The 13,397-nt window shown below is 70.0% G+C and carries 12 protein-coding genes; 5 read left to right on the forward strand and 7 right to left on the reverse strand.

Annotated features, from left to right (window positions below):
- Position 1: 1 nt before the first annotated feature.
- The 6 genes from AC0KUR_RS00380 to AC0KUR_RS00405 all read right to left on the reverse strand — a co-directional run bounded on the left by AC0KUR_RS00380 (position 2) and on the right by AC0KUR_RS00405 (position 4,581).
- On the reverse strand, positions 2-436 hold the full coding sequence (locus AC0KUR_RS00380; RefSeq protein WP_049030563.1) for a YeeE/YedE family protein: 435 nt from the start codon (positions 434-436) through the stop codon (positions 2-4).
- A complete protein-coding gene (locus AC0KUR_RS00385; RefSeq protein WP_049030564.1) occupies positions 426-776 on the reverse strand; it encodes an ArsR/SmtB family transcription factor in 351 nt (116 codons plus the stop codon). Before AC0KUR_RS00385 ends, AC0KUR_RS00380 begins: the two co-directional genes overlap by 11 nt.
- 253 nt (positions 777-1,029) lie before the next feature.
- On the reverse strand, positions 1,030-2,298 hold the full coding sequence (locus AC0KUR_RS00390) for an NAD(P)/FAD-dependent oxidoreductase (protein ID WP_069705280.1): 1,269 nt from the start codon (positions 2,296-2,298) through the stop codon (positions 1,030-1,032).
- Positions 2,295-2,528, reverse strand: a complete 234-nt coding sequence (locus AC0KUR_RS00395) for a 2Fe-2S iron-sulfur cluster-binding protein (RefSeq protein ID WP_473375168.1) — start codon at positions 2,526-2,528, stop codon at positions 2,295-2,297. The genes AC0KUR_RS00390 and AC0KUR_RS00395 overlap by 4 nt, the downstream gene beginning before the upstream one ends.
- Positions 2,525-3,652, reverse strand: coding sequence for an NAD(P)/FAD-dependent oxidoreductase (locus AC0KUR_RS00400; protein WP_367188341.1), 1,128 nt, complete (start codon positions 3,650-3,652; stop codon positions 2,525-2,527). Before AC0KUR_RS00400 ends, AC0KUR_RS00395 begins: the two co-directional genes overlap by 4 nt.
- Positions 3,649-4,581 carry a 4-hydroxyproline epimerase gene (locus tag AC0KUR_RS00405; protein WP_367189229.1) on the reverse strand — a complete coding sequence of 311 codons (933 nt, stop codon included), beginning with the start codon at positions 4,579-4,581 and terminating at the stop codon, positions 3,649-3,651. The genes AC0KUR_RS00400 and AC0KUR_RS00405 overlap by 4 nt, the downstream gene beginning before the upstream one ends.
- Positions 4,582-4,832: 251 nt before the next feature.
- On the opposite strand from AC0KUR_RS00405, the gene AC0KUR_RS00410 reads away from it, so the two are divergent.
- The 5 genes from AC0KUR_RS00410 to ilvD all read left to right on the forward strand — a co-directional run bounded on the left by AC0KUR_RS00410 (position 4,833) and on the right by ilvD (position 12,426).
- Positions 4,833-5,753, forward strand: coding sequence for a dihydrodipicolinate synthase family protein (locus AC0KUR_RS00410; protein ID WP_034191611.1), 921 nt, complete (start codon positions 4,833-4,835; stop codon positions 5,751-5,753).
- Between the two features lie 232 nt (positions 5,754-5,985).
- Entirely contained in the window at positions 5,986-7,611 is a 1,626-nt protein-coding gene (locus AC0KUR_RS00415; RefSeq protein ID WP_049030336.1) for an APC family permease, read from the forward strand.
- Between the two features lie 77 nt (positions 7,612-7,688).
- Positions 7,689-9,281 (forward strand): aldehyde dehydrogenase (NADP(+)), encoded by a 1,593-nt coding sequence (locus AC0KUR_RS00420; RefSeq protein WP_473375169.1) that lies wholly within the window; start codon positions 7,689-7,691, stop codon positions 9,279-9,281.
- Positions 9,274-10,296, forward strand: coding sequence for an Ldh family oxidoreductase (locus AC0KUR_RS00425; protein ID WP_473375170.1), 1,023 nt, complete (start codon positions 9,274-9,276; stop codon positions 10,294-10,296). The genes AC0KUR_RS00420 and AC0KUR_RS00425 overlap by 8 nt, the downstream gene beginning before the upstream one ends.
- A 270-nt stretch (positions 10,297-10,566) precedes the next feature.
- On the forward strand, positions 10,567-12,426 hold the full coding sequence (gene ilvD / locus AC0KUR_RS00430; RefSeq protein ID WP_059556420.1) for a dihydroxy-acid dehydratase: 1,860 nt from the start codon (positions 10,567-10,569) through the stop codon (positions 12,424-12,426).
- 126 nt (positions 12,427-12,552) lie between these two features.
- On the opposite strand, the gene AC0KUR_RS00435 is transcribed toward ilvD, so the two are convergent.
- Entirely contained in the window at positions 12,553-13,356 is an 804-nt protein-coding gene (locus tag AC0KUR_RS00435; protein ID WP_200087502.1) for an SH3 domain-containing protein, read from the reverse strand.
- Positions 13,357-13,397: the final 41 nt, after the last annotated feature.

Genomic DNA, 13,397 nt, shown 5'->3' on the forward strand with positions numbered 1-13,397 from the left:
GTCAGCCTCCCAGCACGTGCAGCCGCACGAAGACGGTCGCGAAACCCGCGGCCATGAAGGTCGCCGTCGCGACCACCGACCGCAGTGCGCCGCGCGACATCCCGCACACACCGTGGCCGCTCGTGCAGCCGCCCGCGTACCGCGTGCCGATTCCGACCAGCAGGCCGGCCGCCAGCAGTTCGGGCCAGCCGGCGTCGACCTGCGGCGTCAGCCCGGCGCCGACGACGTGCATCACGACTGGCGCGACGATCAATCCGCCGACGAACGCGATACGCCAGCCGCGCTCCCCCGAACCCGCCGTCAACAGGCCGCCGACGATGCCGCTGATGCCGGCGATCCGGCCGTTGAACGCGACGAGCCACGCGGCCGCGAGCCCGATCAGCGCGCCGCCGGCCAGCGACAGCCATGGCGTGAAATGAAGCGCATCAAGCTGCATCGCGCTTCTCCTTCGCGGCCGCACCGCAGAACTGCTCGTACAGCACGCCCATCACCGCGATCGCGGCCGGGCTGTCGAGCGAATAGTGAATGTTCTTGCCGTCGCGGCGCGTCCGGACCAGCGCGTTGTCCCGCAACACGCCGAGTTGCTGGGACAGCGTCGGCTGGCGGATGTCCAGCCGCGTTTCGAGATCGCCGACGCAGCGCTCGCCCTGCGACAGTTCGCACAGCAGCAGCAGCCGGTCGGGATTCGACAGCACCTTGAGGAGCGCGCACGCCGATTCCGCGGCGGCGCGCATCTGATCGGGCTCGGGCAGCCCGGCGGGAAGCGCGTCGTTCATCGAGGCAGGACATCAATTAAAGAATCAATATTATATTAATCTATATATTATTGACACCTACCGCGTGCCTGCTAACACCCTCGCCGTACACCTTTACCGGTATCGAACCCGTCGATCGCAACGATCAGAAAGCACGGAACGACGATCGAGTGCCTGCGCGCCCGTGCGGCGCCGCAAGTCGGCGGATGGGAGAAAGTGAAGGTCGAGTAATCGGGGCGGCCCGGCGCGAACCGGGCCACCCCGACGCGCAGCGTCACGCGCCGTCGCAGGACGCCGTGCCGTCGAGCATCAGCGTGCCGACCCGCGCGGGCACGAGCGGCGTGCGCGGCACCGGCGGCGTCCAGCCGAACAGCGCTTGCGCGGCCGCGCCGCATACGCGGCCCTGGCACGCCCCCATCCCGCAACGCGACTGCAGCTTCGCAGCCGTCCAGCCGGGCGCCTGCGCGACGGCGCCGAAACGCACATCCTCGCAACGGCACAGCAGCGTCTCGGGCCGCGCGAGCCGGCGAACCGGCTCGCGGATCGCAAAGCGCTCGCGCACGGCATCCGCAAAAGCCTGCCAGTGCGCGCGCCGTGCGATGCGCGCGGCCAGTTGCGCCGTCTGCCCGGTCGCCGCCAGCCCGGCGATCTCGCCTTCGACCATCGCGAGTTCGCTGCCGCCGACGCCCGTGCACTCGCCGGCCGCGAAGCAGCCGTCGCGGCTCGTCCGCTGGTGCGCATCGACCGCCACCGCGCCGTTCTCGATCCGGCAGCCGAGATGGCTCGGCAGCACCGTATTCGGCACGAGGCCGAAACCGCACGCGAGCCGGTCGCAGTCGACGTCGAACGCGCGATCGCCCTGACGGATCCGTACACGTTCGAGCCGCGTGTCGCCGAACGCCTCGACGACGTGCGCATCGGGCCGGTACACGGCCGTGACGAGCTTCGCGGCCTGCGCGAGCTTCGACGGCCAGCGCCACAATCCCGCGCCGAAACCGGCCACGTCGCCCCATGCGGCCTGTTCGAGCACGTGCGACACGCGCGCGCCGGCCTGGCGGGCCGTCGCCGCGCTCGCCAGCAGCAGCGGCCCGCTGCCTGCGACGACCGTGCGCTGCCCGCGCACGTCGAGGCCGTACTTGATCAGCGCCTGCAAACCGCCCGCACCGGTGACGCCCGGCAGCGTCCAGCCCGGAAACGGCAGCAGCAGCTCACGCGCGCCGCAGCAAAGAATCAGCGTCCGGAAATCGAGCAGCAGCCCGCGTTCGTCGTCCTCGAGCAGCAGCGTGCCCGGCTGCGTTTCGGCGACGATGCGCGTCGCCGCGAGATGCGTGACGTTCGGTTGCCGCAGCACGGCGAGCCGTTCGGCGGCGGCCGGCACCGGCGCGGCCGCCGCCCCTTGCCGCCAGATCTGCCCGCCCGCGCGCGGATTGTCGTCGACGATCGCGACCGTCGCGCCGCCTTGCGCGGCGGCCCGTGCGGCCGACAACCCGGCCGGGCCCGCGCCGACGATCGCGACGTCGACGCTCAGTCGTTCCTGTTTCATCGCGTACGCTCCACCTGCATCCCGTCGCGGCACAGCGTCTGGCAAGCCAGCCGGCGCCGGCCGTCGATCGTCATCCGGCATTCCTGGCAGATGCCCATCCCGCAAAACGGCGCACGCGCCGCGCCCGTGCACGACACGCGGGTCGTGTCGTCGCCGCTCGCCGCGACGGCGGCCACGACGGTCGCGCCGTCGGCCACCGTCAGCGCGCGGCCGTCCAGGTGAATGATCATGAAAGCGCTCCGGCTACGGGGGACGTCGTCAGGAAACGTCCCGGCAAATACGGTTCGACATCGATCGGCGGCCGCTCGCCGGCCATCAGCGCGGCGACGAGCCGCGCGCTGCCCGGCGCGGTCGTCACGCCGAGCCCTTCGTGCCCGACCGCGAGCCACACGCCCGGGCGCGCCGGGTGCTCGCCGAGCAACGGCAGGCCGTCGGGGCTCGCGGAACGGAAGCCCGTCCACGATCGGATGCCGTTCAGGTCGGCCAGACCGGGCAGGTAACCCACCGCGCGGCGCAGCATCCGCGCCAGCACGGGCGGCTCGACACGCGCATCCTCGGTGTCGAACTGGCGCGACGAGCCGATCAGCAACTGGCCGGTCGGCCGCGGCTGCACGTTGAACGCGACCGACGTGCCGTCGCTCGCATGCGCGCTTGCCGCATAACCGAGCTCGACGAGCTGGTGCGACACGTGGCCCGGATAGCGATCGGTAATCAGCAGATGGCCCTTTTTCGGGCGCAGCGGCAACTCGGGCAGCAGCGTGCGCGCCGCAACGCCGTTCGCGACCACTACACGCTCCGCGCGCAGCGTGTCGCCGCTCGCGAGCGTCACGCTCGGCCCGTCGACGGCGACGGCCCGGTCGCGGCGCAACGTGATGCGCGGTGCGCGCTGCAACAGCCAGGTCGCGGTCACCGGCGCGTAGAGAATCGCGTCGCCCGGAACCTTCAGCGCACCGCCGAGCCCCGTGCGCAGCATCGGCTCCAGTCGCGCGAGCGTCGCCGCGTCGATCAGCTCGCCGGCCACGCCGTGCGCGGCAAGCGTCGCCTGCTTCGCGCGTGCCAGATCCATCTCGTGCGCATCGGCCGCGAGCCACAGCGTGCCGCAATCACGGTACGCGCAGCCTTCGGGCATCTCGCCGCTCAACGCCCGCCACAGTTCGATCGAGTAATGGCTCAGCGCAAGCTCGGCCGCGTTGTCGTCCATCGCGACGAGGTGGCCCATGCCCGCGCCGGTCGCGCCGCCGCTCGCATCGTCGACGACCAGCACGCGCAGCCCGCGCTGCGCGAGTTCGTGCACGCACGCCGCGCCGACGATGCCGGCGCCGATCACGACGACGTCGGTCTTCGTGTCGCTCACGACCCGATGCCCCAGCCGAACGGATCGTCTTCCTCGATCAGCAGCGTCGCTTCGGCGCTCAGGTGCGCGCTGCCGCGAATCGTCGGCACGATGCCGCCGTCGGCCTGCTCGTAGCTGGCGTGGAACACGCTGCCGATCACGCTCGCCTGCCGCCACACGACGCCCGGCGCGAGCTTGCCGTCGGCCGCGAGGCACGCGAGCTTCGCGCTGGTGCCGGTGCCACACGGCGAACGGTCGTACGCGAGGCCCGGGCACAGCACGAAGCTGCGGCTGTCGTGCTCGGGATCGTCGGCGAACAGCTCGATGTGGTCGATCTCGCCGCCGTTCGCGCCGGTGATGCCCGCGCGTTCGAGCCCTTCGCGCACGGCCGACGCGTACGCGGTGAGCGCCGCGACGTTGTCGCCGGCAACGCGCTGCCCGTGGTCGCTGATCAGGAAGAACCAGTTGCCGCCCCACGCGATGTCGCCCTTCACGGGGCCATATCCCGGCACGTCGAGCGCGACGCCCTGCGCATGGCGATACGCGGGCACGTTGCGCACGCTGACCGACAGGTCGTCGTGCAGCGTCGCCTCGACGGTGCCGACGGGCGTCTCGATCCGGTGCACGCCGGGTGCGATGCGGCCCAGGTGATGCAGCGTGCGCACGACGCCGATCGTGCCGTGCCCGCACATCCCGAGATAGCCGCTATTGTTGAAGAAGATCACGCCGGCCGCCGCATCCGGCGACACGGGTTCGCACAGCAGCGCGCCGACCAGCACGTCGCTGCCGCGCGGCTCGAGGATGCACGCGGTGCGGTAACGGTCGTGCTCGCGCGCGAGCACGTCGCGGCGCTCGGCCATCGTGCCGCTGCCGAGCGACGGGAAACCGGACACGACGAGCCGAGTGGGTTCGCCGCCCGTGTGCGAATCGATGATCTGGATGCGCTTCATCATGAGCCGTCCGAAGTGGGGAAAGGAGCATAGCTTCCTCCGTCGCGCGTCCGTCCGCTTGTGGCTTTTCGATGAGGACGACGACGAAATCGGCATAGTGCGGCGCGCCCCTCGCGCCCCTGCCGGCCGCTGTGCCGATTTCGTCATTTTGCTCCGCGATACGACTCAAGCGTGATGGGCGTTTGCGCGGCGATACTGGTTGCCACACCGACACCCCTGTCGGCCGACCGATACGAACGTAGGAGATTTCAGTGAGCCGCAAAGCCATTCAGTGGACCGGGGTTTTCCCGGCCGTCAGCACCCAGTTCAAGCCGGACTTTTCCCTCGACATCGACGCCACGCACCGCGTGGTCAAGAACCTGGTGAACGACGGCGTGTCGGGCCTCGTGGTCTGCGGCACGGTCGGCGAAAACACGTCGCTGTCGACGAGCGAGAAGCTCCAGGTGATCGAGGCCGCGCGCGACGCGGCCGGCGGCAAGATCCCGGTGATCGCCGGCATCGCCGAATTCACCACCGAATTCGCGCGCAACACGGTGCGCGAAGCGCAGCGCGTCGGCGTCGACGGCGTGATGGTGATGCCCGCGCTCGTGTACTCGGCGAAGCCGCACGAAACCGCCGCGCACTTCCGCGCGGTCGCGACGAGCACCGACCTGCCGGTGATGGTCTACAACAACCCGCCGATCTACAAGAACGACGTGACGCCCGACGTGCTGATCGCGCTGCAGGATTGCGAGAACATCGTCTGCTTCAAGGATTCGTCGGGCGATACGCGCCGCTTCATCGACCTGCGCAACGCGGTCGGCGATCGCTTCGTGCTGTTCGCGGGCCTCGACGACGTCGTGGTCGAGAGCATCGCGGTCGGCGCCGAAGGCTGGGTGTCGGGCATGTCGAACGCGTTCCCGAAGGAAGGCGAGACGCTGTTCCGCCTCGCGAAGCAAAAGCGTTTCGACGAAGCGCTCGCGCTGTACCGCTGGTTCATGCCGCTGCTGCACCTCGATGCCCGCCCCGACCTCGTGCAGTGCATCAAGCTGTGCGAAGAACTGGTCGGCCGCGGCAGCGCGATCACGCGTCCGCCGCGCCTCGCGCTGCAGGGCGACACGCTCGCCGAAGTGAAGGCGATCGTCGCGAAGGCGCTCGACACGCGCCCGGCACTGCCCGACGTCGGTCTCTGATCGACGCCCCCGCGGCGGCACGCAGGCTTCCCAGGCCGCACGCCGCCGCCTCCGGTCCGGCATTGGCCCGCGGGCCCGTTTTCGCCGGCGCCCGCCCGCGCCGCACATGAACGGCCCGCGGCCCGCCCCGGTCGTTCGAACCGGGCGACGCCGGCCGGCCGGCGTGCGCGCTGCTCCGTCGGAGCGCGCGCAGCTCGCGCCGGCACCGCCCTTCCCCCCAGGAGACAAGCCCATGCCAGGCCAAGGCAACGCTCACCCGTCCGTCCCGCTTTCCCGTTCCGCGGCCCCCGACGCGGGTCACGGCAAATTCAAGAAACAGCTGTCGCTGACCGATCTCACGTTCATCGGTCTCGGCGCCATTTTCGGTTCGGGGTGGCTGTTCGCCGCGAGTCACGTGTCGACGATCGCAGGCCCGGCCGGCATCTTCTCGTGGCTGCTCGGCGGCTTCGCGGTGCTGCTGCTCGGCATCGTCTACTGCGAACTTGGCGCCGCGCTGCCGCGCGCCGGCGGCGTCGTGCGTTATCCGGTGTTCTCGCACGGCCCGCTGCTCGGCTACCTGATGGGCTTCATCACGCTGATCGCCTTTTCGAGCCTGATCGCGATCGAAGTCGTCGCCGCGCGCCAGTACGCGGCCGCGTGGTTTCCGGGCCTGACGGCCGAAGGCTCGAGCGACCCGACGACGCTCGGCTGGCTCGTGCAGGCCGCGCTGCTCTGCTTCTTCTTTTACCTGAACTATTCGAGCGTGAAGACGTTCGCGAAGGCGAACAACATCATCAGCATCTTCAAGTTCATCGTGCCGCTCGCGGTGATCGGCGTGCTGTTCACGTTCTTCAAGCCCGCGAACCTGACCGTGCAAGGCTTCGCGCCGTTCGGCATGCCGGGCATCGAGATGGCCGTGTCCGCCGGCGGCATCATCTTCGCGTACCTCGGGCTCACGCCGATCGTGTCGGTCGCGAGCGAGGTGCGCAATCCGCAGCGCACGATCCCGATCGCGCTGATCCTGTCGATCCTGCTGTCGACACTGATCTACGTGCTGCTGCAGCTCGCGTTCATCGGCAGCATTCCCACGGCGATGCTCGCCGCCGGCTGGCACGACGTAAGCAAGGCGTTCTCGCTGCCGTACCGCGACATCGCGCTCGCGCTCGGCGTCGGCTGGCTCGCGGTGATGGTCGTCGCCGACGCGATGATCTCGCCGAGCGGCTGCGGCAACATCTACATGAACGCGACGCCGCGTGTCGTCTACGGCTGGGCGAAGACGGGCACGTTCTTCAAGGTGTTCACGCGCGTCGACGAAGCGTCGGGCATCCCGCGTGCGGGCCTGTGGCTCACCTTCGGCCTCGCGATCTTCTGGACGCTGCCGTTTCCGTCGTGGGAAGCGCTGATCAACATCGTATCGGCCGCGCTCGTGCTGAGCTATGCGGTCGCGCCGGTCTCGGTCGCCGCGCTGCGCCGCACCGCGCCCGACCTGCCGCGGCCGTTCCGTGCGAGCGCATTCGGCCTCACCGGCCCCGCTTCGTTCGTGATCGCCGCGCTGATCGTCTACTGGTCGGGCTGGAGCACCGTGTCCTGGCTGCTGGGCCTGCAGATCGCGATGTTCGTCATCTATCTCGCGTGCCGCCGCTGGGTGCCGACCGCGCACCTGAGCCTCGCCGAGCAAGTGCGCTCGTCGGCGTGGCTGATCGCGTTCTATGCCGCGATGATCGTGCTGTCGTATCTCGGCGGCTTCGGCGGCACGGGCCGCCTCGCGCATCCGTACGACACGGCCGTCGTCGCGGCCGTCGCGCTCGTCATCTACTACTGGGGCGCCCGCACCGGCGTGCGTGCCGACAAGCTGCGGCTCGACGACGACGAGGACTGACGCGCCCGCGCCCTTTTCCATGCTCCCCCGCGGCCGGGCGCACCACGCCCGGCCCCTGCTTTTTTCCGAGGAAAACCATGCAACTCACAGGTCAACTGCTGATCGGCCAGTCCGCCGTCACCGGACAGAACGGCACCCTCCACGCGATCGCCGCCGCCACCGGCGAACCGCTCGAACCGGCTTTCGGCGGCGCGAGCCTGCACGACCTGGAGACGGCCTGCGCACTCGCCGACGACGCGTTCGACATCTATCGCGAAACGTCGCTCGATGCCCGCGCCGCGTTTCTCGACGCGATCGGCCGCCACATCATGGCGCTCGGCGACGACCTGATCGAGCGTTGCGTCATCGAGACGGGGCTGCCGCGCGCGCGCGTCGAAGGCGAACGCGGCCGCACGGTCGGCCAGCTCGCGCTGTTCGCGTCGCTCGTGCGCGACGGCGGGTTTCTCGACGCGCGGATCGATCCGGCGCGCCCCGAGCGCAAGCCGCTGCCGCGTGTCGACCTGCGGCTGCGCAACGTCGCGGTGGGGCCCGTCGCCGTGTTCGGCGCGTCGAACTTCCCGCTCGCGTTCTCGGTCGCCGGCGGGGATACGGCGTCGGCGCTCGCGGCCGGCTGCCCGGTGATCGTGAAGGCCCATTCCGCGCATCCGGGCACGTCGGAACGCGTTGGCCGCGCGATCCAGCAGGCCGCCCGCGAATGCGGGATGCCGGCCGGCGTGTTCTCGCTGCTGTTCGACGCATCGCGCGAGATCGGCCAGGCGCTCGTCGCCGATCCGCGCATCAAGGCCGTCGGCTTCACCGGCTCGCGCCGCGGCGGCGTCGCGCTGATGCATATCGCGGCCGCGCGCCCCGAGCCGATTCCGGTCTATGCGGAAATGAGCTCGATCAATCCCGTGCTGCTGTGCCCCGCCGCGCTCGAGGCGCGCCACGAAACGATCGCGCCGCAATTCGTCGCATCGCTCACGCTCGGCGCCGGCCAGTTCTGCACGAACCCCGGCCTGGTGCTCGCCGTCGACGGCCCCGCGCTGCGCGCGTTCGAAGCCGCGGCGGCCGATGCCGTGCGCACGGCGGCCGCACAGACGATGCTGACGCCGCCCATTCATGCGAGCTATGCGCAAGGCGTCGCGGCGCTACGCCATCACGATGCGGTCGAGCTGCTGGCCGAAGGCGTGGAAGGCGGCCGCCATCAGGCCCGTGCGGCGCTGTTCGCGACCTCGGCCGGCGCGTTCATCGCGCACCCTGAACTGCGCGACGAAGTGTTCGGTCCCGCATCGCTGATCGTCCGCTGCGCGGATGCCGATACGCTGCATCGCGTGCTGAAGTCGCTCGAAGGCCAATTGACGATCGCCGCGCACCTGGCCGACGGCGACGCGGCGCTGTTCGCCGCGCTGCGCCCGACGCTCGAACGCAAGGCCGGCCGCATTCTCGTCAACGGCTTCGGCACGGGCGTCGAGGTCGGCCACGCGATGGTGCACGGCGGCCCGTTCCCGGCGACGTCCGACACGCGCACGACGTCCGTCGGCGCACGCGCGATCGAGCGCTTCCTGCGCCCGGTGTCGTACCAGGACGTGCCGGATGCGCTGCTGCCGGACGCGCTGCGCGACGGCAATCCGCTGCACGTGCCGCAGCGCATCGACGGCGTGCCCGCGCCGCGCGAGGTGAATCATGACTGAGCAAACCGCCGAAGTCGTCCTGTCGCTCGCTGAAGTCCATGCGCTCGCGCTGCGCGTGCTGACGCACCACGGGATGTCCGACGCGCATGCGCGGGCCATCGCCAGCGTGATCACGCAAGGCCAGCGCGACGAGTGCCATTCGCACGGCGTGTACCGGCTGCTCGTCTGCGTGCGCTCGCTGAAAAAGGGCAAGGTCGATCCGCAAGCCGTGCCGACGCTGCGCAAGCTGTCGTCGTCGATCGTCTCCGTCGACGCGCATCGCGGCTTCTCGCTGCTGAGCTTCGAAACCGGGCTGCCGGTGCTCGTCGAGATGGCGAAGCAGCACGGGATCGCCGCGATGACGATCAACCACTGCTACCACTTCTCGGCGCTGTGGCCCGAAGTCGAGGCGATCGCGGCCGAAGGGCTGGTCGGCATCGCGATGAACCCGAGCCATAGCTGGGTCGCACCGGAAGGCGGCCGCGAACCCGTGTTCGGCACCAATCCGATCGCGTTCGCGTGGCCGCGCCCGGGCGGCGAGCCGTTCGTGTTCGATTTCGCGACGAGCGCGATCGCGCGCGGCGACATCGAGCTGCACGCCAAGCAGGGCAAGGCGATTCCGTCGCACTGGGCGATCGACGCCGCCGGCCGGCCGACCACCGATCCGAAGGCCGCGCTGCAGGGCGCGATGCGCACCTTCGGCGGCCACAAGGGCTCGGCGCTCGCGGCGATGGTCGAATTGCTCGGCGGCGCGCTGATCGGCGACATGACGAGCCGCGAATCGATGGATTTCGACGAAGGCGTCGGCGCGACGCCGTGCCACGGCGAGCTCGTGATCGCGTTCGACCCGAAGGTGTTCCTCGGCGACGATCTCGACGCGGGGCTCGCACGCGGCGAACGGATGTTCGAGTCGATCGTCGCGCAGGGTGCGCGGCTGCCGTCGCAGCGGCGCTTCGACGCCCGCGCGCGCAGCATCGCGAACGGCGTGCGGGTTCCGAAGGCACTGTACGACGAGATCCTGACGCTGCTCGACTGACGCCCGGGCACGGGGGCGGCGCGCATTCGTCGTCGACGCGCAGGCGTCTGCGCCGCTTCCCGAACCGGCCAGGCGGGCAGCACGCCGCCGCCCCGCCCGTCGCGCGGCACCGGCCCGTCGCCGGCTCATGGCCGCCACGCCCGCGGCGGCTGTGGGATAATCGACGGGTTTGCCCAGGGCGCAGCTCAAGAGGTTGTTCGCACGGGCGCGCGAGAGGCCTTTATTCCCGTGCCTCCACCCTTTTCCCGCGATCTTTCTTCAGCAACCACAATGCCCACTTACCGTTCCAAAACCTCCACCGCCGGCCGCAACATGGCAGGTGCGCGCTCGCTGTGGCGCGCCACCGGCATGAAAGACGACGATTTCTCGAAGCCGATCATCGCGGTCGTCAACTCGTTCACGCAGTTCGTGCCCGGGCACGTGCACCTGAAGGATCTCGGCCAGCTCGTCGCGCGCGAGATCGAAGCCGCCGGCGGCGTCGCGAAGGAATTCAACACGATCGCGGTCGACGACGGCATCGCGATGGGCCACGACGGCATGCTGTATTCGCTGCCGAGCCGCGACATCATCGCCGACTCGGTCGAGTACATGGTGAACGCGCACTGCGCGGACGCAATGGTGTGCATCTCGAACTGCGACAAGATCACCCCGGGGATGCTGATGGCCGCGATGCGCCTGAACATTCCGGTGATCTTCGTGTCGGGCGGCCCGATGGAAGCCGGCAAGACGCGTCTCGCGAACCCGGTCACCAAGGCCATCGAAGTGAAGAAGCTCGACCTCGTCGACGCGATGGTGATCGCGGTCGATCCGTCGTATTCCGACGCCGAAGTCGCCGAAGTCGAACGCTCGGCCTGCCCGACCTGCGGTTCGTGCTCGGGCATGTTCACCGCGAACTCGATGAACTGCCTGACCGAAGCGCTCGGCCTGTCGCTGCCCGGCAACGGCACCGTGGTGGCCACGCACGCCGATCGCGAACAGCTGTTCAAGCGTGCCGGCCGCCGCATCGTCGAACTGACGCGCCAGCACTACGAGCAGGACGACGAACGCGTGCTGCCGCGCTCGGTCGGCTTCAAGGCGTTCGAAAACGCGATGACGCTCGACATCGCGATGGGCGGCTCGACCAACACGATCCTGCACCTGCTGGCGATCGCGCAGGAAGCCGGCATCGACTTCACGATGAAGGACATCGACCGCCTGTCGCGCGTCGTGCCGCAGCTGTGCAAGGTCGCGCCGAACACGAACAAGTACCACATCGAGGACGTGCATCGCGCCGGCGGCATCATGGCGATCCTCGGCGAGCTCGACCGCGCCGGCAAGCTGCACACCGACGTGCCGACCATCCACGCGCCGACGCTGAAGGACGCGCTCGACCAGTGGGACATCGTCCGCACGCAGGACGAAGCGGTCCGCACGTTCTACCAGGCCGGCCCGGCCGGCATCCCGACGCAGGTCGCGTTCAGCCAGAACACGCGCTGGCCGAGCCTCGACCTCGATCGGGCCGAAGGCTGCATCCGCTCGTACGAGCATGCGTTCTCGAAGGAAGGCGGCCTCGCCGTATTGACGGGCAACATCGCACTCGACGGCTGCGTGGTGAAGACGGCCGGCGTCGACGAGAGCATCCTCGTGTTCGAAGGCACGGCGCATGTGACCGAATCGCAGGATGAGGCAGTCGAAAACATCCTGAACGACAAGGTCAAGGCCGGCGACGTGGTGATCGTGCGCTACGAAGGCCCGAAGGGCGGCCCCGGCATGCAGGAAATGCTCTACCCGACCAGCTACATCAAGTCGAAGGGCCTCGGCAAGGCCTGCGCGCTGCTGACGGACGGCCGCTTCTCGGGCGGTACGTCGGGCCTGTCGATCGGTCACTGCTCGCCGGAAGCGGCAGCAGGCGGCGCGATCGGCCTCGTGCGCGACGGCGACAAGATCCGCATCGACATCCCGAACCGCACGATCAACGTGCTGGTGTCGGACGAGGAACTGGCGCGCCGCCGCGCGGAGCAGAACGCGAAGGGCTGGAAGCCGGCGCAGCCGCGTCCGCGCAAGGTGTCCGCCGCACTGAAGGCGTACGCGAAACTGGTCATGTCGGCCGACAAGGGCGCCGTGCGCGACCTGTCGCTGCTCGACGACTGACGCAAAGGGCGCATGCCGGCGATCGGCTGCCGGCCACGCAACCGACCGCAAGCCCGAATCGAAAGCCGCTCTCCGGAGCGGCTTTTTTTCGTCCGGCGCACGGGGAGATCCGCGGCGCCGGCGACGTCAATGACGGAATTCCTCGGGGCCGCCACCGCCTCCGCCGCCGTGGTTACCGCCACCGTTTCCGCCGCCTTGAGGCCGCGCGTAACCGCCGCCGCCCCCGCCTCCCTGGCGCACCGGCGGCGGCATCGGCCGCGCCTCGCCACCCGGCGCGGGCTGCGGGCGCACCACGGCCGGCGGCGGGTTGGCGGGACGCGCGTTGCCCGCGCCTCCCGGCATCGGTGAAGGCGCCGGCGCTGCCGGTGGCGGTGTGCGAATCGCGCCGTTCCAGCCGCCGCGTGCGGCCGACGGCCGCGCGTCGTGCACGGGCGGCGGGCCGCCCGGCGCACCCTGCATCGGCCCGCCCGGCTGCGGACGGCCTTGTCCCGGCGGCATGCCGCCGGGGCCGAGCCGCGGCTCCGGACGATGCGCCCAGCGATCGCGGTCGTGGTACCACGGCCGGTGCCGGTAATAGCGATCCCAGTACGCGGCGATCGCGAATCCCGTCACCGGGACCCCGATGATCGCGCCGTATTCGAGCAACGGTACGTAGCTGCCCTGGTACGGATATTCGAGCAACTGCGCATCGATCCAGCCGCGCACGCCCGGCAGCGCGACGTCGCACCACGAGTAATCGCTCAGGCAGCCGAATACGTCCAGCGCGGTATCGGGCGGGATCTGCGCGACCACCGGATAATCGGGCGCCGGCCCGGCAAACAGCTCGGCCGGCGAATTCGTGTAAGCGCTGCTCTGCGCGTCGGCCATGCCCGGCGCGGCCGCCAGGCCCACCAGGACGACACACAGGCTGCGGACAAACGTGTTTCTCATGATGCTCTCCCGCGCGGTGCCGCCGCGCGCCGGCCGATGCC

This window comes from Burkholderia sp. YHN3-13, assembly GCF_055810675.1.

Coding starts and splice junctions, on each gene's coding strand:
- AC0KUR_RS00380 (WP_049030563.1), bottom strand. CDS start 436: ATGCAGCTTGATGCGCTTCATTTCACGCCATGGCTGTCGCTGGCCGGC.
- AC0KUR_RS00385 (WP_049030564.1), bottom strand. CDS start 776: ATGAACGACGCGCTTCCCGCCGGGCTGCCCGAGCCCGATCAGATGCGC.
- AC0KUR_RS00415 (WP_049030336.1), top strand. CDS start 5,986: ATGCCAGGCCAAGGCAACGCTCACCCGTCCGTCCCGCTTTCCCGTTCC.
- AC0KUR_RS00425 (WP_473375170.1), top strand. CDS start 9,274: ATGACTGAGCAAACCGCCGAAGTCGTCCTGTCGCTCGCTGAAGTCCAT.
- ilvD (WP_059556420.1), top strand. CDS start 10,567: ATGCCCACTTACCGTTCCAAAACCTCCACCGCCGGCCGCAACATGGCA.
- AC0KUR_RS00435 (WP_200087502.1), bottom strand. CDS start 13,356: ATGAGAAACACGTTTGTCCGCAGCCTGTGTGTCGTCCTGGTGGGCCTG.
- AC0KUR_RS00390 (WP_069705280.1), bottom strand. CDS start 2,298: ATGAAACAGGAACGACTGAGCGTCGACGTCGCGATCGTCGGCGCGGGC.
- AC0KUR_RS00405 (WP_367189229.1), bottom strand. CDS start 4,581: ATGAAGCGCATCCAGATCATCGATTCGCACACGGGCGGCGAACCCACT.
- AC0KUR_RS00420 (WP_473375169.1), top strand. CDS start 7,689: ATGCAACTCACAGGTCAACTGCTGATCGGCCAGTCCGCCGTCACCGGA.
- AC0KUR_RS00395 (WP_473375168.1), bottom strand. CDS start 2,528: ATGATCATTCACCTGGACGGCCGCGCGCTGACGGTGGCCGACGGCGCG.